Below are 26,603 nucleotides of genomic sequence, written 5' to 3'. Positions count from 1 at the left end.
AACCCGTTCAGGCACGGGCAGAAACGATCTGTCCCCGGAGGGAGTGTTGCTGGACACTGGACAGTGGCTGCACGGCCCTGGGGCCAGCCTCTATGATCGGCACACTTTCCTGACACATTCCTGCACGGACACAGATCGAGCGGCACTGCGGGAGCGAGCGGTGAGCGGAACGTCCGAAGGGCCGACGCCCGCGGCAGACCTCGACCGGTCCGCCGTCACAGAGAGTGACACCATCTATCGGTCCGTCTTCACGGCCGCCGCCCTCGCGATGGCGGTCGTCGACCGCGCGGGGCTGGTCGTGCGGGCCAACGACGGGTTCGGCGCCCTGTTCGGGCGCGCGCCCGAGGCCTTGGCCGGGCGGGTCGCCGCCGACCTGATCGGGCTGGCCTCCGACGTCCGCACCTGGCAGGCGTACTGCGAGGTGCTCGGCGGACGGGAGTCCCGGCTGCGCTGCACCCGGCGGATCAAGCAGCCCGGCGGACAGTTCGTGTGGGCGCAGATCACGGTCACGCCGTTGCCCGCGCAGGCCGGCGGTGTGCTGTTGTCGGTCACCGACATCAGCGCCAGCCAGGAACTCCAGGCCCGGCTGCGCCACTCGCAGCTGCACGACCCGGTGACCCGGCTGCCCAACCGCACCCTGTTCTTCGAACGCCTGACCACCGCTCTGGAGGCCGACTCCTACGACGACGGCGGCACCGGCCGGATCGGCCTGTGCTACCTGGACCTGGACGGGTTCAAGGCCGTCAACGACACCCTCGGCCACCGGGTCGGCGACCGGCTGCTGGCCGCCGTCGCCGAGCGGCTCGGGCGGTGCGCGGAGGAGGCGGGGCGGGCCCGGCCCGGAACACCGCTGGTGGCCCGGATCGGCGACGACGAATTCGCGCTGCTGGTCGAGGACTCCACCGGCACCGAACAGCTGGCCGACCTCGCCGAATCGGTGCTGAAAGCCATCCAGGCGCCGTTCGACCTCGACGGGCGGCGGATGTCGGTGTCCGCGTCGATCGGGGTCGTGGAGCGGCGCGCGGCCGGGACCACGCCGACGGCGCTGATGCAGGCCGCCGACACGACGTTGTACTGGGCGAAGGCCGACGGGATGGACCGCTGGACGCTCTTCGACCCGGAGCGCAACGCCCATCGCATGACCCGGCAGGCGCTGGCCTCCACGCTCCGCCCGGCCGTCGAACGCGGTGAGTTCGCCCTCGAATATCAGCCACTCGTGGGCATGGCCGACGGGCGGGTGCACGGGGTGGAGGCGCTGGTGCGCTGGCACCACCCCGAATTCGGGGTACTGCCGCCGAATCGGTTCATCCAACTCGCCGAGGAGGACGGCACCATCGTGCAGCTGGGCCGCTGGGTGCTGCGGACCGCCTGCCGGCAGGCCCGCGCCTGGCAGCTGGAGCACCCGGAGCTGCCGCCGCTCTTCGTCAGCGTCAACGTCGCCGTCCGCCAGGTCTGGGACTCCGACCTGGTCGCCGACGTCGCCGAGACCCTCGCGGAGACCGGCCTCGCGCCCCGGCTGCTCCAGCTGGAGCTGACGGAGTCGGCGGTGATGGGGTCGGCGGGGCGGCCGTTGGAGGCGTTGCAGGCGCTCAGTGACATGGGCGTCGGCATCGCCATCGACGACTTCGGCACCGGCTACTCCAACCTCGCCTACCTCAGTCGGCTCCCGGTGTCCGTCCTGAAGCTGGACGGCGCGTTCGTGCGCGGCTTCCAGTACGAGGGGGACGGCGAGGCGGCCGGAACGGCACAGACGGCCGAGGCGCCCAACCCGGCCGACGAGGTCGTCGTCGAGGCGATGATCCAGCTCGCGCACCGGCTCGGGCTGACCGTCACCGCGGAGTGCGTGGAGACGTCGGCGCAGGCGGCGCGGTTGCTGCGGATCGGCTGCGACACCGGGCAGGGGTGGCTGTACTCCCGCCCGGTGCCGCCCGACCGCATCCCCGAGCTGCTGGTCCAGCGGGCCCGGGGCGGCGATCAGGTGGTCGGCAACTCGTAGGCGTCGGCGATCAGTTCGTAGGAACGCAACCGGATCTCGCCGCTGTGCGCGTGTGCGGTGAGCATCAACTCATCGGCGCCGGTGCGCTTTTGGAGGTCATCCAGCCCCGAGCGGACCTCGTCGGCGGTGCCGTGGACGACGTTGGCGCTCCAGGAGGTGACGAAGTCGGCCTCCATCGCGCTGAATTGGTAGGCCTCCGCCTCCTCCGGGGACGGGACGAGGCCGGGGCGGCCGGTGCGCAGGCGGACCATGTTCAGTGCCGCCGCGCGGACCTGGCGGCGGGCCTCGCGCTCGTCGTCGGTGGCCAGCGCGGAGACGCCGATCAGCGCGTACGGGGCGGCCAGGACCGCGCTCGGGCGGAACGACTCGCGGTAGAGGTCGAGCGCCGGAATGGTGTTCTGCGCGGAGAAGTGGTGCGCGAAGGCGAACGGCAGTCCGAGGGTGCCGGCCAGCTGGGCGCTGAAGCCGGAGGAGCCGAGCAGCCAGATCGGGGGGCGGTTCGGGGACTGGACGCCACCGGGGGACGTCGCCTGGATCGGGCCAGGGACCGCGTGGATGCGGTGGTAGGGGTGGGCCTCGGGGAAGTCGTCGTCGAGGAACCGGATCAGTTCCGCGAGCTGGTCGGGGAAGTCGTCGGCGCCCTCGTGGAGGCGGTCGGTGCGGCGCAGGGCGGCTGCCGTCGCGCCGTCCGTGCCGGGGGCGCGGCCCAGGCCCAGGTCGATGCGGCCCGGGGCCAGCGCCTCCAGTGTGCCGAACTGCTCCGCGATCGCCAGGGGGGCGTGGTTCGGGAGCATGACGCCGCCCGAGCCGAGGCGGATGCGGGTGGTGTGGGCGGCGAGGTGGGCCAGGATCACCGCCGGTGAGGACGATGCCACGCCCGGCATGGAGTGGTGTTCCGCCACCCAGTAGCGGTGGAAGCCCCTCGACTCCGTCAGGCGGGCGATGTCCACGCTGGTGCGCAGGGCGTGGGTGGCTGTGCGGCCGGTGCCTACGGTGACCAGGTCCAGCACGGAGAGGGGGAACACGCGTTGCCTCCAACGGGGGTTGTCCTGACGGACGTGGAACAGGAGGCGCGCTCCGGTTATTCCTCGCCCACCCACCCGCCCCGAGTCGGTGGGGCACCCTCGGTGTCCGCCCCTGGGGGCTGCGCCCCCAGACCCCCCTTCGGCCTGAACGGCCTCGTCCTCAAGCGCCGGACGGGCTGGTTGTGGCCGGCCACGTGGGCAAGTGCGGGAGGGTGGGTGTCCTCAAGCTCGCCCAGAGGGGACCACCACGGGCTGAAAAGACTTCTACCCGTGCCTCGTGAACAGCGCTCCCAGTTCTGGGGCGTTCACCCTGCGGTCTGTGAGGCGTAGGGCTTCCCAGGTGGTCACCTGGTTGGCGGTGAGGACCGGTTTGTTGAAGGTTTTTTCCAGGGTCTGGATGTGGGCCGCTGTGTGGAGGGCGGTGTCGGGCAGGAGGAGGGCCTCCGCGTCCGGGGTGTCTGCGGCGGCGGCCAGGGTGAGGACCTCCTCCTCTCCCCAGGTGCCTACTTCCGCGGCGGTGATGATGCCCGCGCCCCTGGTGGAGAGGACCTCCGCGCCGGAGGCCGTGAGGAAGGCGGCGAAGAGCGTGGCCACGTCCTCCGGGTAGGTCGCCGCCACCGCGACCTTGCGCAGGCCCAGGTCACGCAGGGCGTTGGTGAAGGCGAAGGAGGTGGAGGAGGCCGGCATGCCCGCGCTGAGGGCCAGGGCGCGGACCTGTTCGTGGGCGCCCTCCCAGCCGTAGACGAAGCTGCCGCTGGTGCAGGCCCAGACCACGGCCTCGGCGCCCGCCAGGCGCAGTTCCTCGACGCCGGCCGACAGCCGGTCGGGGGCGCCCATCTTGAGGAGGGCGTCGACGCGGTGGGCGTCCTCGCCGATGTCCGTGTGGATCACGTCGAGGCGGATGTCGGTGCCCAGCAGCTGTTCGATGCGTGGGTAGTCGTCCTCCGCCGAGTGGCCCGGGTAGAGGAATCCGAGTGACGTCATGATGAGCCTTCCTGCTGCTGTTCTTCGGGCGGCAGTACCTGGCCCGTGCGCGCCGCCGGATCGGTCAGCGCTTGATAAGGGCCTACCGCCCGGGTACCCAGTCGACGCAGGGCAGCCCACATCGTGACCTGGTTGGCCGAGATCACCGGCATCCGCAGTTCCGCCTCCAGCTGGGGGATGACGTCGTAGGTCGGCAGATTGGTGCAGCTGATGAACAGCGCGTCGGTGGGGGTGTCCTGCACCGCGCGGCGGGCCATGTCGGCCACATCGCGGTACGGGACCTTCCAGATGTGCCTGGTCAGGCCCATGAACGCGCGGCCGGTGACCGTCACTCCGGCCTCGGCGACATAGGCCTCAAGGGAGCTGGTGACCGACTCCGTGTACGGGGTGACCAGGGCCACCCGGTGCACGTTCAACGACTGGAGCGCCTCCAGGAGCGCGCCCGAGGTGGTGAGCGACGGGATCGCGCCCGCGCCGGTCATCGCCGCGCACATCGCGCGTTCCCCGGCGATCCCGCCGACGAAACTGCCCGAGGTGCAGGCGTAGGCGACGACCTCGGGGGCGACGGCGGTGAGGGTGCGCACCGCGTCGTCGAGGGTCTCGTGCTCGCTGACCAGCCGGGCCAGATCGAGACTGACCTCGACCGGCACGAACGGGGTCCTGGTCAGATGCAGGGAGACATCGTCGGGAACCCAGCGCCACAGCTCGCGGTCGAGTGCGAAGTCGAAGGGAGCCACGACACCGACACCGCGCTGTTGCCGGGGGCCGCCGAGAAAAGTCACGTCCATGGCAGGCACCGCCCTTACGAGGAACCACCCTCACAGGGTGAAAGGAGTGAGCGACGGAACGTACGCGACGCCCGTGTTGACGAAGGTAGGTTCGGGTGCGAGCGTGGGTCAATCCGTCGCCGTCGACGCCTGTGTTAAGCCCGCGTTCCATCGACGTCTCCCGCCGCTTCCGCCCACGTCAGGGTGGGTGCGCCGATTCCCGTCGACCGACCGTCATCGGAGAAAAATTTCTGTATGCGTGACCCAGACGCCCCACTGCCCACCCTTCTCGTCCTCGACGCCGAGCCCCTCCCCCGGCTCGACAGCCTCGCCGGGCGGGCCCGGATCGAGCACACCGACGCCGCCTCCCTCGCCGACCGACTGCCGTGCGCCGACGCCCTGTTGGTGTGGGACTTCACCTCCCGGGCGGTGCGTGCCGCCTGGCCGGGGGACGGGCCGCGCCCGCGCTGGGTGCATACGGCGAGCGCCGGGGTGGACCATCTGATGTGCCCCGAGCTGGCCGGCTCCGACACCGTCGTGACCAACGCGCGCGGCGTCTTCGACCAGCCCATCGCCGAGTACGTGGCCGCCCTGGTACTGGCCATGGCCAAGGATCTGCCGCGCACCCTGGATCTCCAGCGGGAGCGGACCTGGCGGCACCGGGAGTCGCAGCGGGTGGGCGGCACCCGGGCCTGCGTCGTCGGGTCGGGGCCGATCGGGCGGGCCGTCGCCCGGACGCTCACGGCGCTCGGCATCACCGTCGCCCTCGTCGGGCGGACGGCGCAGGACGGTGTCCACGGTCCCGAGGAACTGGACGAGCTGATCGCCCGCGCCGACTGGGTGATCGCGGCGGCTCCGCTGACCGAGCAGACGCGCGGCATGTTCGACGCCCGCCGGTTCGCCCTGATGCGGCCCTCGGCGCGGTTCGTGAACGTGGGGCGCGGGGCGCTGGTCGTCGAGGACGATCTCGCCGAGGCGCTCGGCAGCGGGTCGATCGCCGGGGCCGCCCTCGACACCTTCGTGAACGAGCCGCTGGAGCAGGGGAGTTCGCTGTGGGGGCTGCCCGGGCTGATCGTGTCGCCGCACATGAGCGGCGATGTCGTCGGGTGGCGGGATGAACTCGGCTCGCAGTTCGTGGAGTTGTACGGACGCTGGGAAGCGGGCAAGCCACTGGTGAACGTGGTGGACAAGAAACGCGGGTACGTCCCCGGACGCTGAACCCCCGGACGCTGGAGGGCAGATGACCGACCTCACCGAGCTGACCGCGACCCGACTCCTGGAGGGCTACCGCACGGGCGAGTTCAGCCCGGAGGACGCCACCCGGGCGACCCTCGACCGGGCGGAGCGGATACAACCCGAAGTCAACGCGTTCGTACGGCTGTTGCCCGAGGAAGCGCTCGCGCGGGCCCGTGACTCCACGGAACGATGGCGGCGCGGCGAGCCGACCGGCCCGCTGGACGGTGTCCCGGTCACCGTGAAGGACATCATCCTGCTGCGCGGGTCGCCGACCCTGAAGGGCTCGAAGACCACGCCCGAGGGCGGGAGTTGGAACGAGGACGCGCCGTCGGTGGCCCGGCTGCGGGAGGCCGGCGCGGTCTTCCTCGGCAAGACCACCACCCCCGAGTTCGGCTGGAAGGGCGTCACCGACTCACCGCTCAACGGCGTCACCCGCAATCCGCACGACCCGAGCAGGACGGCGGGCGGCTCCAGCGGGGGCGCTGCGGCGGCCGTCGCGATGGGGGCGGGGCCGCTCGCGCTGGGCACGGACGGCGGCGGCAGTGTACGTATCCCGGCCGCGTTCTGCGGGATCTTCGCGCTGAAACCGACGTACGGCAGGGTGCCGTTGTATCCGTCGAGCGCGTTCGGGACGCTGGCGCATGTCGGCCCGATGACCCGGGACGCGGCCGACGCGGCGCTGTTGCTCGATGTGATCGGGGTGCCGGACGCGCGGGACTGGTCCGCCCTGGACACCGAACCCGGTTCGTACGCGGGGGCGTTGGGCGGTGGGGTGCGCGGGCTGCGGGTGGCGTACTCGCCCTCGCTCGGCGGGCAGGTGGCGGTGCGTCCGGCGGTGGCGGCCGCGGTGCGCCGGGCGGTGGAGGGGCTGGCCGAGCTGGGCGCCTATGTCGAGGAGGCCGACCCGGACTTCACCGACCCGGTGGACGCCTTCCACACCCTGTGGTTCTCGGGCGCGGCCCGCGTCACCGAGCAACTGGCGTCGGGGCAACGGGAGTTGCTCGACCCGGGGTTGCGGGAGATCTGTGCGGCCGGGGCCCGCCTCTCGGCGCTGGACTACCTCGCGGCGGTGGACGTCAGGATGGCGCTGGGCCGCCGGATGGGCCGCTTCCACGAGACCTACGACCTGCTGGTGACGCCGACCCTGCCGATCACGGCGTTCGAGGCGGGCGCGGAGGTGCCGAAGGGGTCGGGGCTGCGGCGCTGGACGGGGTGGACGCCGTTCACGTATCCGTTCAATCTGACCCAGCAGCCGGCCGCGACCGTCCCCGTCGGGGTGGACGGGGACGGTCTGCCGGTGGGGTTGCAGATCGTGGCCGCGCGGCACCGGGACGCGCTGGTGCTGCGCGCGGCGCACGCGCTCTACGAGGCGGGGTTCACAAGCGGCGGAAGCTGAGGGTCTCCCCCGCCGCGCCGGTGCGCCACAGGTCGTTGCTGGCTTCGGCCAGCTCCGGCAGCCCCTCGATGATCTGGCCCCAGACGATGCCGGGCACCCAGCCGACGTCGCCGTTCAGGAGCAGGTTGTTGCGCTCGTAGAACAGGGCCAGGTCGACGAGGGTGGTGCCGGCGCGTACCTCGCGGTCGTATCCGTAGGCCTGGGTGCCGAGTTCGGCGCCGTTGAAGGAGAAGTAGCAGAGGTCGCCGGGGATCGGGGTGACGGTCGGGTTCTCCAACGGCGGTTCGGCCGGGGCGAACGGCGGGAACAGGGCGTAGATCTCGTTGCGCGCGTACTTGGCGTGGTACACGTCGCCGGCCAGGGGCAGCGCGTCCCAGACGGCCGCGCAGGTGATCGGGGCCCGGTCGTCGAGCAGTTTCGCCGTGGCGGTGACGCCCCGCTTGACCAGGGAGATTTCGATGTGACGGTCGGCTGTGCTGGTCACGTGTTGCCCTCCTTGCAAGTGCGTGTACGCGGCTGTGGCGCGGCGCCCGGCGGCTGTCCGGCGCGCACGGCCACAGAACTGTTGCCTGCCCACGGGCGGGGAGGCCACGCGTGCCCGCCCGGAAAGCAGCAGGACGCGTTCCGCTTTGTGGCCGCAAATAACCGGCATAGGGGTGAGCGGTCGGGGTAGACGCGCGCCCATGGCTCCACGACAGGGGAACACCTCAGCAGGATCAGGCCAGGGACCTCGCCGCCGCGCGGTCCTCGGCGCCCTCGCGGTGGGTGCGGCCGGCACACTCGGCGCGACGACGGGATGCGCCCGGGTCGATGTGAGCGGGGCGCGGGACGGCGGGCGGCTGCTGGCCGACCTGCGCGACCGGGGCACCGTCCGGATGGGCATAGCCAGCGAACCGCCCTACGCGTCCATCGACAAGCGGGGGAAGCTCACCGGCGAGGCCCCGGCCGTCGCCCGGACCATCTTCCAGCGGCTCGGCGTACGGGACTTTGAGCCGGTGCCGGTGGAGTTCGGCGCGCTGGTGCCGGGGCTGCTGTCCTTCCAGTTCGATGTCGTCGTCGCCGGCATGTTCATCAACAAGGCCCGATGTCAGGCCGTTCTCTTCTCCGACCCGGACTACGAGTCCAAGGACGCCTTCCTCGTCCCCCGCGGCAACCCGCACAAAATCACCTCGTACAGAGATGTCGCCGAGCAACGGCTGCGGATGGCGACCGGCGTCGGATACGCCGAGTACGACTACGCCCTCGGCAACGGCGTCCCCAAGAGCCGCATCCAGACCTACGGGGACCAGATCGCCGGGATGGAGGCGCTGGAGGCGGGGCGCATCGACTGCTTCGCCGGGACCGCCCTCACCATGATCGAGGCGCTGAAGACCGGCGCCCACCCCAAGGTCGGCATGACCGACCCGTTCACCCCCGAGGTCGGCGGGACACCGCAGCGCGACGGCGGCGGCTACGGCTTCCGGCTGGGCGAGACGGCGTTGCGGGACGCCTTCAACCGTGAGCTGCACGCCATGAAGCGCAGCGGTGAACTCCTGCGTATCGCCAAGCCGTTCGGGTTCACCGAGGACTTCATGACGGACCTCACCGCGAAGGAGCTGTGCGCGAAATGACCGGTCCTCTGTGGGTCCTCCTCTTCCAAGGCGCCTGGATCACCGTCCAGTTGATGGTCTACAGCGCCGCGCTCGCCGCCGCCGTCGCGTTCGGCATCGGCCTCGCCCGCACCTCGCGGCTGCGGTCCGTACGGTTCCTGTGCGGGGTCTACGTGGAGTTCTTCCGGGGCACCTCGTCGCTGGTTCTGATGTTCTGGCTGTTCTTCGCCCTGCCCCTGCTGGGCTGGCAGTTGGCCGGGGTGTGGGCGGGCACGCTCGCGCTCGGCCTGTCCTACGGCGCCTACGGTTCCGAAGTGGTGCGCGGGGCGCTCCAGTCGGTGCCTGCGGCGCAGCGCGAGGCGGCCGTCGCCCTCAACTTCACGCCCTGGCAACGGCTGTTGAAGGTGACGCTGCCGCAGGCCGTGCCGGAGATGATGCCGCCGTTCAACAATCTGCTGATCGAGCTGCTCAAGGGCACCTCGCTGGCCTCGCTGCTGTCCATCGGTGAACTCACCTTCGAGGCCAAGCTCGCGCGGCTGTCCACCGGTGAGAGCGCCCAGGTGTACGGGATCATCCTGGTGATGTACTTCGTGATCGCGTTCGTGGTCACCCGGGTCATGCGGCTGCTCGAACGCCGCACCAAGGCCGCCGTCGGCCAGGTCGCCGTGGCCGGGGGTGGGCAGCGATGAACGACTGGTCCTGGACGTATGTCGGCGACATCATGCCGCAGCTCCTCGACGGGCTGTGGATCACCGTGCAGGCCACGCTGCTGGGTTCGGTGGTGGCGTTCGCGCTGGGTCTGGTGTGGGCGCTCGCGCTGCGCTCGTCGACCCGCTGGGTGACCTGGCCGGTGGGCGCGTTCGTGGAGTTCGTGCGCAATACGCCGTTGCTGGTGCAGCTGTTCTTCCTGTTCTTCGTGCTGCCGGGCTGGGGGCTCAGCTTCGGGGCGCTGGCCACCGGTGTCATCGGGCTCGGGCTGCACTACTCGACGTACACCGCCGAGGTGTACCGCGCCGGGATCGACGCGGTGCCGCGCGGCCAGTGGGAGGCGGCGACCGCGCTGAACCTGCCCCGGGGCCGCACCTGGGCCGCCGTGATCCTGCCGCAGGCGCTGCGCCGGGTGGTGCCCGCCCTCGGCAACTACGTGATCGCGATGTTCAAGGACACGCCGATGCTCTCCGCCATCACCGTGGGCGACCTGCTCTTCCAGGCCAACAGCATCGGCGCGACCACCTTCGACTACATGGAGCCGATCACCGTCGTCGGCGTCCTGTTCATCGTCATCTCGTACCCCACGTCCGTCCTCCTGCGAGTCCTGGAGCGTCGTCTTGTCCGCTGACAGCAGCCCTTCGAAAGAGACCGTCAACCCCGCGGTGGACGGCAGCGAGCTGATCCGTTTCGACCGGGTCACCAAGCGGTTCGGCGCCCACACCGTGCTGGACGCCCTGGACTTCACCGTCGCCTCCGGCAAGCACGTCACCCTGATCGGCCCCTCCGGCTCCGGCAAGACGACGATCCTGCGCCTGCTGATGACGCTGGCCCGCCCCGACGAGGGCACGATCCGGGTGAACGGCGGCTGCCTCACCCACGAGGAGCGCGGCGGCAAGCTGGTCCCGGCCGGGGAGAAGCACATCCGCGAGGTCCGCAAGAACATCGGGATGGTGTTCCAGCAGTTCAACCTCTTCCCGAACATGAAGGTCATGCGGAACATCACCGAGGCCCCCGTGCACGTCCTGGGCCTGTCGCGGGACGAGGCCGAGGAACGCGCCCGCGACCTGCTGGAGCTGGTCGGGCTGACCGAGCACGCGGGCAAGTACCCGGGCCAGCTCTCCGGCGGCCAGCAGCAGCGCGTCGCGATCGCCCGCGCCCTCGCGATGCGCCCCCAGGTGCTGCTCCTGGACGAGGTGACCTCGGCCCTCGACCCCGAGCTGGTGGCCGGCGTCCTGGACGTGCTGCGGGACATCGCCCACACCACCGACATCACCATGCTCTGCGTCACCCACGAGATGAACTTCGCCCGGGACATCTCCGACGACGTCCTGATGTTCGACGCGGGCCGGGTCGTCGAGTCGGGCCCGCCGCAGAAGATCTTCAACGACCCCGACCACGACCGCACCCGGCAGTTCCTGAGCGCGGTGCTCTGACCGCGACGCCCTGACCACCGGGCTCCGGGCGCGGTGCTCGGGGCACGGTGCTCGGGGCGCCCGGGAAAGTCTGTCGCCCGGAAGAGCAGAGATTCGGTCAACGACCGCTCGTTACCGGCCGCTTGGTGGTTATCGTGGACGGGACCGCTGTCCCGACCCCGATCCATCCCACCCGGCGACGTAGGGGGAGACCGTGGCGCTCCAGCACGAGCCGACCGCGCCCTATCACTCGGCCCAGGACGCGCTACGGGTCCTGGAGACGGTGGCCCGGCACAGCACCGGCGTCACCGACCCCGAGCTGGCCCGGCACACCGGGCTCGACCCGGACCGCCTCATCGACCTGGTCCGGCTGCTGCGCCGGGAGGGCTACGTCGAGCAGGTCGGCGACGGCACCTATGTCACCGGCGAGGCCTTCACGCGGCTGGCTGCGGTGCCGGGCGCGGCCGTCCGGGAGGATCTCCAACGCGCCCTGGACCGGCTGCGGGACTCGGTGGGCGGCGCCGTCTACCTCAGCCGTTATGTCGACGGCGAGATGAAGGTCACCCAGTACGCGGACGGTCCGACGACGCCGGCGGTCAACGAGTGGGTGAGCTTCCGTGACTCCGCGCACGCCACCGCCGCCGGCAAGAGCCTGCTGGGGCAGCTGGACCACGCCGGGCGCCGGGACCATCTCGCCCGGCACCGGCCCGCCCGGCTCACCTCGCGGACGATCACCAGTGACGCGCTGCTGCTGTCCCGGCTCGCGGCGCAGCCGCCGACGGTGCCGCATCTCGACCTCCAGGAGTACGCCGTGGGCACGGTCTGCGCGGCCGTCCCGATCACGGCGGGTTCCTCGGTGGGCTCGCTTGCGGTGTCGCTCCCGGCGGAGGAGGTGCACCGGCTGCGGCAGGCCGCCGAGACACTGAACCGGGGCGCGGCCGGACTGCTGCTGTCCCTGGCCATCCAGCCCTACTGACACCGGCCGGGCGGGGATTTCTGGGCCCCTGGGGGCAGCTCTGAAGGGTGGTCCTGAGCACCCTCGGGGACCGGGTAGTATTTTTCTTGTCGCCGCCCGCCGAGCGCGGGAGGCGAGAGTCATGCGCCGTTAGCTCAGTTGGTTAGAGCAGCTGACTCTTAATCAGCGGGTCCGGGGTTCGAGTCCCTGACGGCGCACCGAAGAAGGGCCCCTCGTTCGCGCGAGGGGCCCTTCGGCGTTGTCCGGGATCAAGCCCGGGATCAACCCCCGGATCAGACCCGGGGGCCGGCATCCCGCCAGGTCAGAAACCCGTGGGTCAGAAATCCGAGGTGACCGAGAAGACGCCGGAGACGCTGTCGGCCATCTCGGAGAAGGTGACCATGAAGCCGACGCAGAAGGCGATCATCACCCCCAGGAACACCAGGACGCCGAGGACCGACGCCAGCAGCTTGCCCGGGGCCGGCGGGAGGGCGGTGGCGAAGACGTCGGCGCCGTCCTTGTAGTAGACGGTGGCGGTGTCGCCGTCGAGGCGGGTCGACGGGCCGTTCCGCTCCTCGAACCGGATCTGCCGGCCGTCGCGGGTGGTGAACTCGTAGACGTGGTGCAGGCTCGTCCGGACGGAGTGGTCCTCGCCGCCGCCCCGGACGGTCGTGAACGTCCGCAGCACCCGGCCCTCGGCGGTGAGCCCGCTGTTCCAGGCGCCGTGCACCCGCAGCGAGCGGCTCAGCAGCCGGAAGCACATGACCAGGGCCAGGGTCGCGATCAGGCACGGTATGACGTAGAAGAACAGGTCCATGAGGTCCCCCGAGTCTTTCCGGTCGGCGCCACCTCCCGGTGGGCATGTCTGGAAAGTACCCATCCGGGAGACCCGGCCGCCTCAAGTAATCCTCAGAGTTCCCGCCGGTGCGCGCCGGGACCGAGCCTCCCGGCGCGCACCACCCGCAGGGGTCAGAAGGTGACGTCGGAGCAGGCGTAGAACGCGTTGGCCGTGTCGGCGATCGTCCACACGGCGAGGATGACGTGGTGGCCGCTCAGCCCGGTCGGCAGGGTGCCGCTGTGGGAGAGGGTGGCCGGGGGGCGCTGGCCGTTGTAGGGGACGGTGAGGAACGGGGTGGTGTTGAGGTCGGAGCGGGCGAGGTTGTGGTTCTGGTTCCAGCCCGGCTTGGTGACGTAGTACCGGAAGTCGGTGGTGGCGTGCATCGCGGTGAACTGCCAGCGGAACGTGTAGCTCTGACCGCCCGTCACCCTGGTCGTCGGCCACGCGCCGCCCGACGGTGTCTTCGGGCTGTCGAGCTGCGCGAACGGCGCGTTGTTGCCGGAGCAGAGCTGTCCGTCGGCGGCCCCGGCGGCCGGGAAGCCCTTGGGGCCCTCGACGCTCTGCGGCTCCCACTGGATGTTGCCGCAGTTGGCGACGGTGCCGTTCTGGCAGAGCTTCTGCCGGCTGATGGGGAGGTCGGTGTAGCCGTGGCCGCTGGCGCCGCCGGAGGAGAGGGCGAGGGCTCCGGCGGTCGCGAGGCCGACCACGGCCGCCGATGTCTTGGTCCGAGTACGCATACTGCCGCTCCTGGAGAACGTGGGGGAGGTTCAGTGAGCCGTGCAGGTCTAGACCAAGCCACAGGTTATTGCCGTCCGTTGACCGTGTCCATACACCCGGCATGCCCTCCCCGGCTCCCCCGCTCCCCCTCCCCCAGGGACCGGCCACGCTCCCGTAGGGGGCGCCCCTGCCCGTAGGGGGCGCCCCTCCCCTTACGGGACGTCCCTGCCCCTACGGGTCTCCCCACCCTTAAGGGGCCTCCCTCACTGGCCGCTCTCCGTGCGGCCCGAGCAGAACGCCACCGTCAGGTCCTTCACCAGGGCCTTGCGTTCGTAGTCGTCCAGTTCCACCAGGCCCCGCATGGTCAGCCGGGTCACGGTGTCCTCCACCGAGTCGACCACCGAGGTCAGCACGGACGCCCGGTGCTGGGCGTCGAGCGCGGCGATCCGGCGCCGGTTCATGGCCGCGGCGACCTCCGGGGCGTACTCCACCCGCACCGGCTGCACCGCGAACACCTCCAGGCCGACCGGCGCCGTGTCCGCCGCGACCAGCCGGGTCAGCGCGTCCCCGGCCGCCTCGATCGCGCCCTTGCCGCCGCCCGGCACCGCCATCGGCACCCGGGCCAGGGCCGCTTCCACGCACTCCCGCAGATACGTCTCATGGTCGTCGACCCCGAGGGTGGCCCGCGCGGTGTCCCGCACCCGCCACACCACCAGAACGACGACCCGCAGCGCGACCCCGCTGCCGTCGGCGGCCGGCATCGCCTCGCTGCGCCAGTGCCGCAGCCGGACGTCCACCCGGCGCCGCAGCACCAGCGGGTTGACCCACAGCAGGCCGGTCCTGCGCACGGTCCCCCGGTACCGGCCGAACAGCCCGAGCACCCAGGCCCGTCCGGCCCGCCCCCTGGCCAGCCCGCCGAACCCGAACATGCCGAGCGCACCGGCCACGGCGTAGGCCGCCCACTGCACGGGCCCGAGGCCGACGCCCGCGTGCACCGGCAGGGCCAGCGCCTCCACCGCGAGCGGCGGCAGCGCCCCGGCCCACCAGGAGGTGGCGACGCAGCCCGCCGCCCCGCAGACCCCGGCGAACACCCCGGCCGCGCCGGGCAGCACCCGGGCCCGCCGCTCGGTCAGCTCTGGGTCGACCTGCGGGGCGGGGCGGGGCGCCGGGTAGGTGGGGCGGCGCAGCCGGGGCTGTTCGCCGGTGCCCTGTCGGCGGGCGACGACGGCGGGCTTGAGCGGCACCGTGACCGGGTCAGGGTCGTCGCGGAAGAGCAGATGGACGGGGATCTCGGTGGTCGACTCGTTCTGGATGAGCCGGGCGGACCGCCCCGGCCCCTCCGACTCGGGCGAGTGGGACGTGGTCGTCGTACTCATGTGGCTCCAGCCTCCGCGCCAGATGCGTCACAACTCAGAGATGGCGAGTTCGAGGGAACAGGGGGAACAGGGAGATCAGGGGGGTCAGGGGGTCAGGGGGACAGGAGAGAGAGGGGGATCAGAGGGGTCGGTCAGGAGAAGAGGCGGCGCCAGGTCTCCGGGCCCGGGTAGCCGTCGGCGGCCGCGCCTCGCCAGCCGAGGGAGCGTTGGAAGGCCTCGACGTTGCGCCGGTCCGGCTCGCCCCAGCGCGGACCCGGGCCGCCCGTGTAGTACGCGCCGAACCCCTTCCGCACCAGCTGCTCACCGAGCCGGGTGACATACACGTTGCTCGCCCCCGGCCGGAACATGCCCCGCCCGGGGTAGGCGGGCACACCCGACGACGGCTTCGAGGCCGCCGTCGGCTTCGGGGTCTTGCCGGGCGACGACGGTACGGGCGTCGTCGCCCCGATGCTGCGGCCCTTGCCGGTGACCAGGAGCTGCCAGGTGCGCGGGCCCGGCAGCCCGTCGGCGGCGCCGCCCCGCCAGCCCTGCGCGAGCTGGAAGGCCTGGGTGGCCCTGCGGTCGGCGTCGGACCAGCGCGGTCCCGGCCCCGAGCCGTAGAAGCGCCCGGCGCCGCGCGCCACCAGCATCCGGCCCAGCGCGGTCACATGCCGGTTGTTGGCGCCGGGGCCGAAAGACGCCGCTCCGGGGAACGGCGACTTGGCCGACGGGCGGGCGTCCGCACCCGCCGCCGACGCCGTGAGCCCCTTGTAGCGGTAGGGCAGATAGCGGCTGGAGTTGCTCCAGTAGGTGTACGGGGTGGACTGGCGGCGGGTGTGCGGGCGGGTCTGTTCATAGGCGGTGTAGGTGGTGTGCGCGGCGTCGGTCCAGCCGCCGAAAAGGACGACGTGCGAGCCCTTTTCGGGGTCGGCCGGATTGTGGAACAGCAGAATGTCGCCGGGTTGCAGCTCGTCCTTGTCAATACGGTCGCCGTACTGGTCGAGGCTGCCGGTCCATTCGTTTCCCGAGAGGTTCCAGGCCATCGACACATATCCCGAGCAGTCCTGCCGGTACCCGTCGGACCAGTAGGCGTTCATGCTGTACGGGACCTGCGCGTCGACCCATTTCTTGGCCCGGTCGATGATCTCGGCGCGGGTGGTCGGGGGGATGCGCGGGCCACGGGCCGGTTTTCCGGGGCGGGCCCCCCGGCCGTGCAGCGGGGCCTTGCCGCCCTGGGGGGTGTCGGGCTGGTCAGCTGCGGGAACGCCGGGGCGCTGGGGTGCGTGCGGGGCGGCGAGGGCGGGTGCCGCGTGGCCCGCGCCGAGCAGTGCGGTGGCCGCCGTCGCGACGATCACCACCCGGTGGGCGGCCGGGTGACGGCCGCCCGGGGAATGCGCCGGGAAACGCCGCCGCTGCACGCATCCGGGGCATTCACAGTCGTTCGCCGGATCGAATTCCTCGAATACCGGAGTCTCCATGCGATTCCCCTCACACTCCAGATCGACAGCTCCGCGCCGGTGCACGTCGACCAGTTTCCCAACTGACTTCCAAAACCGCATGTTGACGGTCCGAATGATGTACGCGCCCAGGTCAGAGCGGTCGCCCCGGGAAGCACGGGGCGGCTCCGAGGGGCGTCCGGGTGGTCGGGAGCACCCCTAGGGGTCGGGTAGAGTTGTGTCGTCAGCAGGCGCCGTTAGCTCAGTTGGTTAGAGCAGCTGACTCTTAATCAGCGGGTCCGGGGTTCGAGTCCCTGACGGCGCACGACACGAAGGCCCCTCGCATCGCGGGGGGCCTTTCGCGTGTCCGGAAACCGACCCCGTTGAACAGTGCGCCCCGCTCCCGCACGGGGGGGGCGACATGGACGGGTACGACCAGGGTACGCCGCACTCGTCGCCCGCGATCCGGTCCCGGTGGTGCCCGAGAGCGGCACCCGGGTGGCGTTCCGCACCTCCTTCGTGCCCGGCAGGGAGCCGCTGGAGATGGTGACCAGGACCCTGGAGACGGCCGTCCGGCTGCGGCACCGGGGCGTGCTGCACGTCTGGCTGCTCGACGAGGGCGACGACGACGCGGTGCGGGCCGGCTGCGCCCGCCTCGGCGTCCAGCACTTCTCCCGTAAGGGTGTCCCCGAGTGGAATCAGGCCACGGGCCCGCACCGGGCGAAGACCAAGCACGGCAACTCGCGGTGCGGGATGTTGCAGAGGACCAACAGCCCGGTGCGGTCGGCCTGTTGGGCGGCCTCGGCGGTCTTGCCGGCCTTCGCGTAGGCGGCGACCTGCCGGGCCGCGTTGCCGTCCGGGTCGACCCGGAACGGGTCGGTGTCCTTGGGCTGTTGGCCGATCGGCGCACCGGCGTCGCGCCGGTCACCGTCGTCCCCCGAGGAGCAGCCCGCGAGCAGCAGCGCCGCCCCGAGCAGCGCCCCGGACGCGCGCACTCCGGCCCCCCTGTCGCCGTACATCCCGACTCCCCCTCGGTGCCCGCTCCCCGGTTCGGTCCTGGCACGCCAGGGGTCAGGCGGCGGTGCCGGTGAGATACGCGGAGACGATGACGTTCGCCGTGTAGCTGTGGGTCGCCCGGTCGAAGGTGCCGCCGCAGGTGATCAGGCGGAGTTCGGCGCGGCCGCGCTGGTGCGGGCCGAACGCCTGCTGGGCGTCGAAGCGTTGACGTTCCTGGACCCGGACGTCGTCGATGGTGAACTCGGCGAGCCGGCCGTCGGCGCGGGCCACGCGGATCGTCTCGCCGGGGTGCAGGGCGCTCAGTCTGTAGAAGACGGCGGGCCGGGTGTCGGTGTCGACGTGGCCGACCATGAGCGCCACCCCGGCCGCCCCGGGTGTGGTGCCTGCCGCGTACCAGCCGACGGTGCCGGCCTGGTCGTACGGCGGTGGTTCGATCGCGCCCTCGGGGTCGAGGCCGCGGGCGGTGACCGGGGCCTGCACACGGAGGTCGGGGATGTCCACGCGGTGCGGGAGTGCGGGGTCCAACGGCGGTGCGGCGGGCGGCAGTTGGATGTCCGGGGGGCGGCCGACCGCCGCGATGCCGCCGGTGGCCGGGGTGGATATGCCCGGGTGTGGGCCGGTCACCTCGCACCCCCACAGCCACAGCCCGAGCAGCAGGACCGCCCAGGCCACGCCGGTCAGCAACGTCCCCGCGCCGGAGGCACGTTCGTGATCCGGCATCGTCAGTCCGCTCCGCGTCTGCGCCGGGCGGAGAGCAGGGCCACCGCCGCTGCGGCCACCCCGGCCAGCACCAGGCCGGTCACCGCGTGTGCGGTGCCGGGGCCCTTCTGCTGGGCCTCCGCCTCGGCGAGGGGCGCGGAACCGCCGCCGCCCGCGTGCACGGGGGCGACCGGGGAGGCGGGTGCGGAGGGGGCTTTCGAGGGCGGCGCGGAGGGGGCGGCGCCCTTCTTGACGACGTGGATCGAGACGCGGATCTCGAAGTCGGCGCAGCGGATCTTCACGTCGTAGGGGCCGGGTTTCGTGGTGGAGTCGATGCGGGTGTCACCGGCCAACGTGCCTTTGTCGGCGGTCAGTTGCGCGTCGGCGACGAAGGCCGTCGAGGTCGCGGTGGCGGTCTTGCCGGAGCAGCCGGTGACCCGTAGGGCGACGTCGGCGCCGGGGGTGGGGGTCGACGGGGACACGGAGACACCGCGTCCGTCCGCCGCGTACGCCGCCGGAGTGACGGCGAGGGCGGCCAGGATGCCGGTACAGAGAGTCAGGCGAAGTGGACCCATCGTGGAACCTCCAGTCATCTGGAGACTCCCCGCCCCGCTCCGGCCCCGCATCCGCAGCGGGGCCGGACTGCTCCGTTCGGGTGGCAGGGGGTTTTGGGTCAGATGCGGTCGACGAGGTCCGCGATCGAGTCGACGACCTGCGAGGGACGGTAGGGGAAGCCGTCGACCTGTTCGGGGCGGGTCAGACCGGTCAGGACCAGGAAGGTCTGCATCCCGGCCTCCATACCGGCCAGGACGTCGGTGTCCATGCGGTCACCGATCATCGCGCTGGTCTCGGAGTGGGCGCCGATCGCGTTGAGCCCGGTGCGCATCATCAGCGGGTTGGGCTTGCCCGCGAAGTACGGCTGCTTGCCGGTGGCCTTGGTGATCAGCGCGGCCACCGCGCCGGTCGCGGGCAGCGGGCCCTCGGTGGAGGGGCCGGTCTCGTCCGGGTTGGTGCAGATGAACCGGGCGCCGCCGCCGATCAGCCGGACCGCCTTGGTCATGGCCTCGAAGGAGTAGGTACGGGTCTCGCCGAGGACGACGTAGTCGGGCTCGTGGTCGGTGAGGACGTAGCCGATGTCGTGCAGGGCGGTGGTGAGCCCGGCCTCTCCGATGACGTAGGCGGTGCCGCCGGGCCGCTGGTCGTCGAGGAACCGCGCGGTGGCCATCGCGGAGGTCCAGATGTTCTGCACCGGCACGTCCAGGCCCATCCGGCGCAGCCGGGCGTGCAGGTCACGCGGGGTGTAGATGGAGTTGTTGGTGAGGACGAGGAAGGGCTTGGCGGAGTCCCGCAGCCTCTTCAGGAAGGCGTCGGCACCGGGGATCGGCACGCCCTCGTGGATGAGGACGCCGTCCATGTCGGTGAGCCACGACTCGATGGGCTTGCGGTCTGCCATGTGGGCGTCTCCAGGCGAACGTACGGGGCGAAACGGGCGCCGGACCACGGCGTGCCGACGCCCCCAGCCTAGTCAGAGGCCCCGCAGTACGGGCTAGTCACAGGCCCAGCAGTACCGGCAGGCCGGCGACCGAGTCGAGGACGTGGGTCGCGCCCGCCGCCGCGAACTCCGCGTCCCCGTGCGCCCCGGTGCGCACCCCGGCCACCAGGCCCGCGCCCGCGCGGACCCCGCTGAGCACGTCGTAGGAGGTGTCCCCGACGACGGCGATCTGCCGGACGTCGTCGGCGGCGCCGGTCCGCAGGAACGCCTGGAGCACCATGTCGGGGAACGGCCGCCCCCGCCCGCCCGCGTCCGCCGGGCACAGGGTGAGCGCCACCAGGTCGCGCCAGCCGAGCGCGTCCAGGATCGCGTCCTGGGTGACCCGGGCGAACCCGGTGGTGAGAACGACGGTCAGGCCCCCGGCACGGAGCGCCTCAACGGCCTTGCGCGCACCGGGAATCGGGGCGCTCAGACCGGCGTCGACGAGGGCGCCGTACGCCGCTTCGAAGGCGGAGTTGGCGCGCCGGGCGCGTTCCTCGGTGCCGAAGAGGTGCCGGAACACGGAGATCTTGGACTCGCCCATCGTGGCGCGCACGTAGGCGAGTTGGCCGGCGCGCTCGGGTGAGCCGGGGGCGACGCCCAGTTCGTCGGCGGCAGCGGCGAAGGCCCGCTCGACGAGTCCGTCGTCGGCGACGGTGGTCCCGGCCATGTCGAGCACGACGAGCCGGATGCCGTGGACGGTCGAAGTGTCGGGGGAGGTGCGGGAGTTGGGGGAGTTCATGGTCGGCTTCCTCACCAGTTCAGCTCGTCGGCGGTCGTCTCCGCGATCGCGGGTGAGCAGGTCATGCCGCGCCCGCCGGGTCCGGTGACCAGCCAGACGCCGTCGTGGACGCGCTGCCGGTGCACCACCCGCGCCGGGTCGGTGCACTGCGCGTACACCCCGGCCCAGCGGCGTCGGATCGTCGGCAGCGGGCGTCCGAGCAGCGCCTCAGCGACGCCGACGAGGTGGTGGTAGGGGTCCTCGACGGTGTCGAACGGGAAGGGGTGCTCGTACGCGTGGGTGTCACCGATGGTCAGCGACCCGTCGGCGCGCTGCACCATGAGGAGTTGCATCCGGTGCTCGTCGGCCGTCGGCGCCTGCGGTTGGCCCGCCTGGAGGGCGTCGAGGGCGGGTGAGGCGTAGGCCGGGTAGTAGCGGAAGCTGTCGGCGTCGGCGACCGAGGTGGGGAACGGTTCGCCGAGGGGGTCGGTCTGCATCATCTGCAACCGCACCCGGCGCACGGGGAGTTCGGGTCCGGCCAGCTCGCGGACGAGGCCGCCGAGCCAGGCGCCGGTGCACAGCACGACGGCATCGGCGCGGTGGACGTCGCCGTGGTCGTCGCGGACGGTGGCGGGGCCGGTGACGTCACGGACCTCGCGGCCCGGCAGGAAGGTGTAGTGCGGGGACTTCGACAGCTCGGCGCGCAGGGCGAGTTGGGCGGTGCGGGGTTCGACGGTCGCGTCCCGCTCGCAGCGCAGGGCGGCGGTGAACGCGCCGCGCAGGGCGGGGTTGAGGGCGCGGGCCTCGGCCGGGGTGAGCAGTTCGAAGCCTCGGGCGGTGGCGTCGTTGCGGGCCAACGCGGCCTCGGCGACGGCGAGTTCGAGGGGGCCGCGCACGGGGGTCAGGGAGCCGTTGGCACGGAACCCGAGCGCTGGCACCCGTCCGCCGATCTCCTCCCACAACTCCCGTGCGCGCAGGGCGGTTTCCAGCTCCGGGCCGCCCGAGCGGCCGCCGACCCAGATCAGCCCGAAGTTGCGCAGCGAGGCGCCGCGCGCCTCGGCCTCCCGCTCGATCTGGACGACCTGGTGCCCACGCCGCAACGCCTCCCAGGCATGCAGGGTGCCCACCACACCGGCTCCGACGACGATCACTTTCACGGCGACGATCACGCTCCTCGGGATGAGAGGGATGAGAGGGATATGAGGGATGCGGGACGAGAGAGAAGGGGGCGAGGGGTGAGGGGCCGGGGCGGGGTCTCGTCCCTTCCCTTCAGGGCCAGCCTGAAGGATGCCGACCCATTTGGGCTAGACCCGTTACCTTTCCGTGATGCCAACAGTGGGTGTCGGGCCGTTCATCTTCCGGTCGTGGGAGGGTCAGCCGTGCAGGCGGGCGGTGAAGGAGAAGCGGTCGCCCCGGTAGAGGGAGCGGACCCGTTCCAGCGGGCGGCCCTCGGGGTCGCGGGAGATCCGGTGGATCAGCAGCATGGGCAGGGCCGGCGGGGTGCCGATGAGCAGGGCCTCGCGAGGGGTGGCGAGCACCGTCTCGACGCGTTCGTCGGCGTCACCGAAGCCGATGCCGTGCGCGCGGAGGTGGGCGTAGAACGAGGAGTCGGGGTCGAACCCCGAGTCGAGGTCGGGGACCCGGGCCACCGCCACGTAGGTGCTCTCCAGGCCGACCCGCTCGTCATCGGCGAGCAGCACGCGCTCCAGGTGCCAGACGGGCTCGCCGCGCTCCAGGCCGGTCTCGGCGGCGAGCGCGTCCGGGCAGGGGAAGCGGTCGAGGCCGACCAGGCTCCGGCCCGGGGTGCGGCCCTGGCGCCGGACGCCCTCGGTGTAACTGGCGAGGGACAGCGGCTGCTGGAGTTTGGGGCCCGCGACGACCGTGCCGCGCCCCTGCCTGCGCAGTTTGCCCTCCAGGACCAGTTCCCGCAGCGCCTGCCGGACGGTCTCGCGGGCGACGCCGAACCGCTCCGACAGATCACGCTCGGTGGGGATCAGGGCGCCCTCGCCCAGCTCGCCGACGAGCACGTCGATACGGGCCTTGACCGCGTAGTACTTCGGAACGCGGCCGTGCTCCGGGATGCCGGAGCGGACGGGGGCGCCGGGCGCCTGGTCGTACGGGTAGTCCACCAGGGGATGGTCGCAGACGGGGGCGGCGCTGCCGACGCGGGCTCACTTCCTCCTGCGGGCCAGCAGCAGCGCGCCGCCGGTGAGCACCAGCAGGACGGCGGCGACGAGGATGCCGCCGAGCCCGGCCACACCGGTGGCGGCGAGTTCGTCGGCGAAGGGCAGCCGCTGCTCACGGCCGGGGGGAACGGCGGGTGAGGTGGCCGGGGCGGGCGAGGACGTGGACGCGGGTGCGGAGCGGGACGGGGTGGCGGAGGCGGGCGGGGGGACGGCCGTGTCGCCGCCGGTGTCGCCGCCCGTTCCGCCGCCGGTATCGGCGCCCGCGCTGTCCTCGACGCGGAAGGCGTAGTCGTTCGACTGCCCGACCCATTCGCCGTTGCCGCCCTGCCGTTGGACGAGGGCCGCCTTGGCGGTGATGTCGTTCGGCTCGGCGTCCGAGGTGAGCGCGAGCCGCACGGCCACCGAGACGGTCTTCTTCGGGCCGACGGTGAACCCGGGGAACCCGTCGTCGAACGCGCCGATGAGTTCGTCCTCGTCGGTGACCTCGAAGTGGACGGGGTGCGGCCGCCGGTCCTCGTCGAAGAACTCAAGCAGCGGCTGCTCCGGCCGCAACGTCCGCCGCTCGTCGACGAGAACGACGACCGGATGGACGTTTCCGCAGCTGCGGTCGGTGGTGTTGGTGAGCTTCAGGGACCAGGTCCCGTAACCGCCACCGGCCTGATAGGTGCCGGGGCCGTTCTCGATCCGGGTGGTGAGGGGGAAGTGCGGGTCGTCGGCGGCGCACGAGGCGGCGGGGGCCGCGTGCGCGGGCGGGGCCGTGCCGACTAAGCCGATCGACGGGGCGGCTGCGGCAAGGCAGAGGGCGAGGGGCGGGCACAGTCGCATGACGGCACCCTGTCGCGCGCGCGGACCACGCCGCCCAACGGCACGCCGGACGGGACCCCAAGTCCCCCCGATAAGACGAAGAGCCGATTACCCGAACGACGGGACTGCGGAGGCCGGGGGAACGGGCCTGGCTCCCGGGAGTCACGGGGCGCAGGTCAGGGGTGCGCGGCCGAAGAGCGGGGCCAGCACCAGTTGGGCGGCGCCCTCCGCGACCCCGGCCGGGGCGGCGCGGACCGGGATGGGCGGCTCGCCGGTGCGGTGGGCGCGGGCGTCGAGGATCGCGGCGACTCCCCGGACGAAGGGCCCCGGCGCGTCGGTGACCGTCCGGCCGCCGAGGAGGACGAGGTCGACGTCGAGCAGGGCGACGAGGTTGCCCGCGCCGGTGCCGAGCACGCGCGCCGCCTCCGCCAGATCACCCCGGGCGACGGCGGCCAGGCACAGCGCCTCGACGCACCCCCGGTTGCCGCACCCGCAGGGCGGCCCGTCCAGCTGCACGACCTGGTGCCCGAACTCCCCCGCCCCGGTCCGCGCCCCCCGGTGCAGGGCCCCGCCGAGCACGAGCCCGGCCCCGAGTCCCGTGCCGAGATGCAGATAGGCGAAGGAGGAACCGTCCGGGGCCACCCCGCCGCCGAGGGCGAGTCCGAGGGCGGCGGCGTTGGTGTCCTTGTCCACGACGACCGGAACCCCGAGCCGCCTCATCAGGGCATCCCGTAGGGGAAACCCGTCCCACTCGGGAAACCCGGTGACCCGATGCAGAACCCCACGGAGGTGGTCGAGAGGCCCGGGCAGAGCGATGCCCACGCCGAGGAGGGCGGGGGTGCCGATGGGGTGGCCAGGGTCAGGGGTACCCCTGGGGTAGTCGGGGTCGGAGGTGCCGCCAGGTGAGGCCTCGCCCGCCCCGGCAGTCCCCGAACCCACGCCGGTCACCGAACGCACCCCGCTCCCCGCCGCCCCCCTCGCCCCGGCCCCGGCACCCCCTGGGCCCACTCCCGCCGCCACCGCGCCCACCTCCCCCACGACCGCCTCGATCACGCCGTCCGCTCCGACGCCGAGGTCGATCGGTGTGCGGCGCTCGGTGACGACCGTTCCCGTGAGGTCGGCCAGGACCGTGCGCAGTTCGTCCCGGTCGAGGTGGACGCCGACCGCGTGACCGGCGTCCGGGACCAGGCGCAGGACGGTGCGGGGCTTGCCTCCGGTGGAGGCGCGGTGCCCCGCCTCCGCCGCGAGCCCCTCCTCCCGCAGCCGGGCGGTGATCTTGCTGACCGCCTGGGGGGTGAGGCCGGTGCGCTCGGCGAGTTCGAGGCGGCTGATGCCGTCGGTTCCGGCCGCGCGCAGCAGGTCGAGGACGAGGGCGGTGTTGTGACTGCGCACGGCGAGCAGATTGGCGCCGCCCGTGCCGCCCGTGGGCGTCCGGTTGCCGCCGACGCCGGTCCCGTTCATCGCCGTTCGCCCCTCATGCCGTGCTGCCGCACCCGCTCGACCACCCTCGTGTCCGCTCGCGGCCCCGTTTCTCCAGGGGCCTGCCCACGGTCCATTCTCCCCCGTGCTTGCACTTTGGCAACAGCGTTGCCAAAGTGGAGGGCATGACTGGCACTCCACTCGACGCCCCTGCCGCCCGCTCCGGCGCCCCGCTCCGCGTGGGTCTCGTCGGCTACGGTCTCGCGGGCTCCGTCTTCCACGCCCCGCTGATCGCCGCCACCGAGGGCCTCGCCCTGGACACGGTCGTCACCTCGAACCCCGAGCGGCAACGGCAGGCCCGCGACGAGTTCCCGGACGTCCGCCTCGCGGCCGACCCGGACGAACTGTTCGACCGGGCCGCCGAATTGGACCTGATCGTCATCGCGTCGCCCAACAAGACGCATGTGCCGCTCGCCACCGCCGCCCTGAAGGCGGGGCTGCCGGTCGTGGTGGACAAGCCGGTGTCCGGGACGGCGGCCGAGGCCCGCGATCTCGCCGCGCTCGCCGAGGAGCGCGGCCTGCTCCTCTCCGTCTTCCAGAACCGCCGCTGGGACAACGACTTCCGCACCCTCCAAAAGCTCCTGGCGGACGGCGAGTTGGGCGAGGTGTGGCGCTTCGAGTCCCGTTTCGAACGCTGGCGCCCCCAGCCGAAGGGCGGCTGGCGGGAGTCCGGCGACCCCGCAGAGATCGGAGGTCTGCTGTACGACCTCGGCAGCCATGTCGTCGACCAGGCCCTGGTCCTCTTCGGCCCGGTCACCCGGGTCTACGCGGAGTCCGACGTGCGCCGCCCCGGCGCCGAGGCCGACGACGACACCTTCCTCGCGCTGACCCACGCCAGCGGCGTCCACTCCCACCTGTACGTCTCGGCGACGACCGCCCAACTCGGCCCACGCTTCCGGGTGTTGGGCTCGCGGGCCGGATACGTCAAGTACGGCCTCGATCCGCAGGAGGCGGCCCTGCGCGAGGGGCGGCGCCCCGGCACGACCGCCGCCTGGGGCACGGAACCCGAGTCGCTGTGGGGCCACGTCGGCTCCGGCGAATCCCCGCTGACCGGTGGCGGCACCCCCGAGCCGACCCTCCCCGGCGACTACCCCGCGTACTATGCGGCCGTGGCCAGGGCTCTCACCGGCGACGGCGCCAACCCGGTGACCGCGACGGAGGCGGCCGCCGCCCTCGACGTCCTGGAGGCGGCCCGCCGTTCGGCCCGTGACGGAGTGGCGGTGTCCCTGTGACGCGCAACGGCGAGATCACCCCGAAGTTCCACCCCGAGATCACGCCCTCCGTGGAGGAGCTGGAGGCGCAGGAACGGCGCCTGGTCTTCGGCCAGTTCACCCACGAGGACGCGTGGGCGCTCGGTTCGCTCATGGTGGAGCTGGCCCGTGAGCGACAGGCGCCGCTCGCGATCGACATCCACCGCGCGGGCCAGCAGCTCTTCCACGCGGCGCTGCCGGGTTCGACGCCGGACAACGACGCGTGGGTCGCCCGCAAGCGCCGGGTGGTGGAGCGGTACGGCTGCGCGTCCTACCTGGTCGGCACCCGGTACCGGACCAGGGGAACGACGTTCGAGGAGTCCTCGCGTCTGGACGTGGACCGGTACGCGGCCCACGGCGGCTCCTTCCCGATCACCGTGACCGGCGCGGGTGTGATCGGCGCGGTCACGGTGAGCGGTCTGCCCCAACTCCAGGACCACCGCTTCGTGGTGGAGGCCCTGGAGGAGTTCCTGAAACGACAGTGAGCCCAACGCCCCTT

Annotated in this window: 27 protein-coding genes, 2 tRNA genes and 1 pseudogene; 13 read left to right on the top strand and 17 right to left on the bottom strand. The window is 72.3% G+C overall.

From position 1 onward, the window contains the following. Positions 1-160: 160 nt before the first annotated feature. Complete coding sequence (locus ACIQOU_RS33755) at positions 161-1,996, top strand: putative bifunctional diguanylate cyclase/phosphodiesterase (RefSeq protein ID WP_401543408.1); 1,836 nt, start codon at positions 161-163, stop codon at positions 1,994-1,996. Here ACIQOU_RS33755 and ACIQOU_RS33750 read toward each other — a convergent pair. The 3 genes from ACIQOU_RS33750 to ACIQOU_RS33740 form a co-directional block, all read right to left on the bottom strand. Beyond that, positions 1,975-3,063, bottom strand: a complete 1,089-nt coding sequence (locus ACIQOU_RS33750; protein WP_401543605.1) for an LLM class flavin-dependent oxidoreductase — start codon at positions 3,061-3,063, stop codon at positions 1,975-1,977. The genes ACIQOU_RS33755 and ACIQOU_RS33750 overlap by 22 nt on opposite strands. A gap of 222 nt (positions 3,064-3,285) precedes the next feature. Continuing rightward, positions 3,286-4,005, bottom strand: a complete 720-nt coding sequence (locus tag ACIQOU_RS33745) for a decarboxylase (RefSeq protein ID WP_401543406.1) — start codon at positions 4,003-4,005, stop codon at positions 3,286-3,288. After that, the gene (locus ACIQOU_RS33740) at positions 4,002-4,793 is read right to left on the bottom strand and encodes a decarboxylase (RefSeq protein WP_401543403.1); all 792 of its coding nucleotides are present in this window, start codon (positions 4,791-4,793) and stop codon (positions 4,002-4,004) included. Before ACIQOU_RS33740 ends, ACIQOU_RS33745 begins: the two co-directional genes overlap by 4 nt. A 234-nt stretch (positions 4,794-5,027) precedes the next feature. Between ACIQOU_RS33740 and ACIQOU_RS33735 the strand changes: the two genes are divergently transcribed. Beyond that, the gene (locus tag ACIQOU_RS33735; RefSeq protein ID WP_401543400.1) at positions 5,028-5,990 is read left to right on the top strand and encodes a D-2-hydroxyacid dehydrogenase; all 963 of its coding nucleotides are present in this window, start codon (positions 5,028-5,030) and stop codon (positions 5,988-5,990) included. A gap of 22 nt (positions 5,991-6,012) precedes the next feature. Then, positions 6,013-7,404, top strand: a complete 1,392-nt coding sequence (locus ACIQOU_RS33730; protein ID WP_401543398.1) for an amidase — start codon at positions 6,013-6,015, stop codon at positions 7,402-7,404. On the opposite strand, the gene ACIQOU_RS33725 is transcribed toward ACIQOU_RS33730, so the two are convergent. Then, positions 7,385-7,888: a DUF3830 family protein gene (locus ACIQOU_RS33725; RefSeq protein ID WP_401543396.1), complete on the bottom strand. Its 504-nt coding sequence runs from the start codon at positions 7,886-7,888 to the stop codon at positions 7,385-7,387. The genes ACIQOU_RS33730 and ACIQOU_RS33725 overlap by 20 nt on opposite strands. Before the next feature lie 199 nt (positions 7,889-8,087). Between ACIQOU_RS33725 and ehuB the strand changes: the two genes are divergently transcribed. From ehuB to ACIQOU_RS33695, 6 genes are all read left to right on the top strand, one after another. Further along, positions 8,088-9,014 (top strand): ectoine/hydroxyectoine ABC transporter substrate-binding protein EhuB, encoded by a 927-nt coding sequence (ehuB, locus tag ACIQOU_RS33720; protein WP_401543393.1) that lies wholly within the window; start codon positions 8,088-8,090, stop codon positions 9,012-9,014. Continuing rightward, the gene (gene ehuC / locus ACIQOU_RS33715; RefSeq protein WP_401543390.1) at positions 9,011-9,682 is read left to right on the top strand and encodes an ectoine/hydroxyectoine ABC transporter permease subunit EhuC; all 672 of its coding nucleotides are present in this window, start codon (positions 9,011-9,013) and stop codon (positions 9,680-9,682) included. The genes ehuB and ehuC overlap by 4 nt, the downstream gene beginning before the upstream one ends. Next, positions 9,679-10,332: an ectoine/hydroxyectoine ABC transporter permease subunit EhuD gene (gene ehuD / locus ACIQOU_RS33710; RefSeq protein ID WP_401543387.1), complete on the top strand. Its 654-nt coding sequence runs from the start codon at positions 9,679-9,681 to the stop codon at positions 10,330-10,332. The genes ehuC and ehuD overlap by 4 nt, the downstream gene beginning before the upstream one ends. Continuing rightward, a complete protein-coding gene (gene ehuA, locus ACIQOU_RS33705; RefSeq protein ID WP_401543384.1) occupies positions 10,322-11,137 on the top strand; it encodes an ectoine/hydroxyectoine ABC transporter ATP-binding protein EhuA in 816 nt (271 codons plus the stop codon). The genes ehuD and ehuA overlap by 11 nt, the downstream gene beginning before the upstream one ends. A 193-nt stretch (positions 11,138-11,330) precedes the next feature. Continuing rightward, a complete protein-coding gene (locus ACIQOU_RS33700; protein ID WP_401543381.1) occupies positions 11,331-12,092 on the top strand; it encodes an IclR family transcriptional regulator in 762 nt (253 codons plus the stop codon). 123 nt (positions 12,093-12,215) lie between these two features. Beyond that, positions 12,216-12,289 (top strand) — tRNA-Lys (locus ACIQOU_RS33695). A gap of 119 nt (positions 12,290-12,408) precedes the next feature. On the opposite strand, the gene ACIQOU_RS33690 is transcribed toward ACIQOU_RS33695, so the two are convergent. The 4 genes from ACIQOU_RS33690 to ACIQOU_RS33675 form a co-directional block, all read right to left on the bottom strand. Then, positions 12,409-12,888: a DUF3592 domain-containing protein gene (locus ACIQOU_RS33690; RefSeq protein ID WP_401543378.1), complete on the bottom strand. Its 480-nt coding sequence runs from the start codon at positions 12,886-12,888 to the stop codon at positions 12,409-12,411. A gap of 152 nt (positions 12,889-13,040) precedes the next feature. Further along, complete coding sequence (locus tag ACIQOU_RS33685) at positions 13,041-13,646, bottom strand: lytic polysaccharide monooxygenase (RefSeq protein ID WP_401543376.1); 606 nt, start codon at positions 13,644-13,646, stop codon at positions 13,041-13,043. A 243-nt stretch (positions 13,647-13,889) separates the two neighbouring features. Next, entirely contained in the window at positions 13,890-15,002 is a 1,113-nt protein-coding gene (locus ACIQOU_RS33680) for an SPFH domain-containing protein (protein ID WP_401543374.1), read from the bottom strand. Positions 15,003-15,133: 131 nt separating this feature from the next. Beyond that, positions 15,134-16,459, bottom strand: coding sequence for a peptidoglycan-binding protein (locus tag ACIQOU_RS33675; RefSeq protein WP_401543372.1), 1,326 nt, complete (start codon positions 16,457-16,459; stop codon positions 15,134-15,136). Positions 16,460-16,668: 209 nt separating this feature from the next. Here ACIQOU_RS33675 and ACIQOU_RS33670 point away from each other — a divergent pair. After that, a tRNA-Lys gene (locus ACIQOU_RS33670) sits at positions 16,669-16,742 on the top strand. A gap of 116 nt (positions 16,743-16,858) precedes the next feature. After that, positions 16,859-17,158: pseudogene (locus ACIQOU_RS33665) on the top strand (glycosyl transferase); the annotation flags it as partial. Here the strand turns inward: ACIQOU_RS33665 and ACIQOU_RS33660 are convergent. The 9 genes from ACIQOU_RS33660 to ACIQOU_RS33620 all read right to left on the bottom strand — a co-directional run bounded on the left by ACIQOU_RS33660 (position 17,116) and on the right by ACIQOU_RS33620 (position 24,836). Beyond that, positions 17,116-17,436 carry a hypothetical protein gene (locus tag ACIQOU_RS33660; protein ID WP_401543618.1) on the bottom strand — a complete coding sequence of 107 codons (321 nt, stop codon included), beginning with the start codon at positions 17,434-17,436 and terminating at the stop codon, positions 17,116-17,118. The pseudogene ACIQOU_RS33665 and the gene ACIQOU_RS33660 sit on opposite strands and share 43 nt — an antisense overlap. Positions 17,437-17,488: 52 nt before the next feature. Continuing rightward, positions 17,489-18,154 carry a class F sortase gene (locus ACIQOU_RS33655; protein ID WP_401543369.1) on the bottom strand — a complete coding sequence of 222 codons (666 nt, stop codon included), beginning with the start codon at positions 18,152-18,154 and terminating at the stop codon, positions 17,489-17,491. A 2-nt stretch (positions 18,155-18,156) separates the two neighbouring features. After that, a complete protein-coding gene (locus ACIQOU_RS33650; protein ID WP_401543367.1) occupies positions 18,157-18,708 on the bottom strand; it encodes a hypothetical protein in 552 nt (183 codons plus the stop codon). Between the two features lie 98 nt (positions 18,709-18,806). Then, entirely contained in the window at positions 18,807-19,586 is a 780-nt protein-coding gene (locus ACIQOU_RS33645; protein WP_401543364.1) for an HAD-IIA family hydrolase, read from the bottom strand. A gap of 97 nt (positions 19,587-19,683) precedes the next feature. Beyond that, positions 19,684-20,406, bottom strand: coding sequence for a phosphonatase-like hydrolase (locus ACIQOU_RS33640; RefSeq protein ID WP_401543361.1), 723 nt, complete (start codon positions 20,404-20,406; stop codon positions 19,684-19,686). A gap of 11 nt (positions 20,407-20,417) precedes the next feature. Further along, positions 20,418-21,551, bottom strand: coding sequence for a TIGR03364 family FAD-dependent oxidoreductase (locus ACIQOU_RS33635; protein ID WP_401543602.1), 1,134 nt, complete (start codon positions 21,549-21,551; stop codon positions 20,418-20,420). A gap of 207 nt (positions 21,552-21,758) precedes the next feature. Then, positions 21,759-22,514 carry a GntR family transcriptional regulator gene (locus ACIQOU_RS33630; protein WP_401543359.1) on the bottom strand — a complete coding sequence of 252 codons (756 nt, stop codon included), beginning with the start codon at positions 22,512-22,514 and terminating at the stop codon, positions 21,759-21,761. Positions 22,515-22,556: 42 nt separating this feature from the next. Beyond that, positions 22,557-23,396, bottom strand: coding sequence for a hypothetical protein (locus ACIQOU_RS33625; protein WP_401543356.1), 840 nt, complete (start codon positions 23,394-23,396; stop codon positions 22,557-22,559). A gap of 141 nt (positions 23,397-23,537) precedes the next feature. Next, positions 23,538-24,836: an ROK family protein gene (locus tag ACIQOU_RS33620; RefSeq protein WP_401543353.1), complete on the bottom strand. Its 1,299-nt coding sequence runs from the start codon at positions 24,834-24,836 to the stop codon at positions 23,538-23,540. A 143-nt stretch (positions 24,837-24,979) separates the two neighbouring features. Between ACIQOU_RS33620 and ACIQOU_RS33615 the strand changes: the two genes are divergently transcribed. Both ACIQOU_RS33615 and ACIQOU_RS33610 read left to right on the top strand, forming a co-directional pair. After that, on the top strand, positions 24,980-26,086 hold the full coding sequence (locus ACIQOU_RS33615; protein WP_401543350.1) for a Gfo/Idh/MocA family oxidoreductase: 1,107 nt from the start codon (positions 24,980-24,982) through the stop codon (positions 26,084-26,086). Continuing rightward, the gene (locus ACIQOU_RS33610; RefSeq protein ID WP_401543347.1) at positions 26,083-26,589 is read left to right on the top strand and encodes a heme-degrading domain-containing protein; all 507 of its coding nucleotides are present in this window, start codon (positions 26,083-26,085) and stop codon (positions 26,587-26,589) included. The genes ACIQOU_RS33615 and ACIQOU_RS33610 overlap by 4 nt, the downstream gene beginning before the upstream one ends. Positions 26,590-26,603: the final 14 nt, after the last annotated feature.

The organism is Streptomyces sp. NPDC091279 (assembly GCF_044757465.1).
GTDB lineage: Bacteria > Actinomycetota > Actinomycetes > Streptomycetales > Streptomycetaceae > Streptomyces.
Note: the sequence above shows the minus strand (reverse complement) of the source record. Positions and strands in the feature narration are given on the sequence as shown.

Excerpts from the sequence above, each read along its gene's own strand:
- ACIQOU_RS33690 (WP_401543378.1), bottom strand. The coding sequence starts at position 12,888 with ATGGACCTGTTCTTCTACGTCATACCGTGCCTGATCGCGACCCTGGCC.
- ACIQOU_RS33615 (WP_401543350.1), top strand. The coding sequence starts at position 24,980 with ATGACTGGCACTCCACTCGACGCCCCTGCCGCCCGCTCCGGCGCCCCG.
- ehuD (WP_401543387.1), top strand. The coding sequence starts at position 9,679 with ATGAACGACTGGTCCTGGACGTATGTCGGCGACATCATGCCGCAGCTC.
- ACIQOU_RS33745 (WP_401543406.1), bottom strand. The coding sequence starts at position 4,005 with ATGACGTCACTCGGATTCCTCTACCCGGGCCACTCGGCGGAGGACGAC.
- ehuC (WP_401543390.1), top strand. The coding sequence starts at position 9,011 with ATGACCGGTCCTCTGTGGGTCCTCCTCTTCCAAGGCGCCTGGATCACC.
- ACIQOU_RS33640 (WP_401543361.1), bottom strand. The coding sequence starts at position 20,406 with ATGAACTCCCCCAACTCCCGCACCTCCCCCGACACTTCGACCGTCCAC.
- ACIQOU_RS33625 (WP_401543356.1), bottom strand. The coding sequence starts at position 23,396 with ATGCGACTGTGCCCGCCCCTCGCCCTCTGCCTTGCCGCAGCCGCCCCG.
- ACIQOU_RS33645 (WP_401543364.1), bottom strand. The coding sequence starts at position 19,586 with ATGGCAGACCGCAAGCCCATCGAGTCGTGGCTCACCGACATGGACGGC.
- ACIQOU_RS33650 (WP_401543367.1), bottom strand. The coding sequence starts at position 18,708 with ATGGGTCCACTTCGCCTGACTCTCTGTACCGGCATCCTGGCCGCCCTC.
- ACIQOU_RS33655 (WP_401543369.1), bottom strand. The coding sequence starts at position 18,154 with ATGCCGGATCACGAACGTGCCTCCGGCGCGGGGACGTTGCTGACCGGC.
- ACIQOU_RS33660 (WP_401543618.1), bottom strand. The coding sequence starts at position 17,436 with ATGTACGGCGACAGGGGGGCCGGAGTGCGCGCGTCCGGGGCGCTGCTC.
- ACIQOU_RS33735 (WP_401543400.1), top strand. The coding sequence starts at position 5,028 with ATGCGTGACCCAGACGCCCCACTGCCCACCCTTCTCGTCCTCGACGCC.
- ACIQOU_RS33685 (WP_401543376.1), bottom strand. The coding sequence starts at position 13,646 with ATGCGTACTCGGACCAAGACATCGGCGGCCGTGGTCGGCCTCGCGACC.
- ACIQOU_RS33740 (WP_401543403.1), bottom strand. The coding sequence starts at position 4,793 with ATGGACGTGACTTTTCTCGGCGGCCCCCGGCAACAGCGCGGTGTCGGT.
- ACIQOU_RS33730 (WP_401543398.1), top strand. The coding sequence starts at position 6,013 with ATGACCGACCTCACCGAGCTGACCGCGACCCGACTCCTGGAGGGCTAC.
- ACIQOU_RS33620 (WP_401543353.1), bottom strand. The coding sequence starts at position 24,836 with ATGAACGGGACCGGCGTCGGCGGCAACCGGACGCCCACGGGCGGCACG.
- ACIQOU_RS33675 (WP_401543372.1), bottom strand. The coding sequence starts at position 16,459 with ATGGAGACTCCGGTATTCGAGGAATTCGATCCGGCGAACGACTGTGAA.
- ACIQOU_RS33680 (WP_401543374.1), bottom strand. The coding sequence starts at position 15,002 with ATGAGTACGACGACCACGTCCCACTCGCCCGAGTCGGAGGGGCCGGGG.
- ehuB (WP_401543393.1), top strand. The coding sequence starts at position 8,088 with ATGGCTCCACGACAGGGGAACACCTCAGCAGGATCAGGCCAGGGACCT.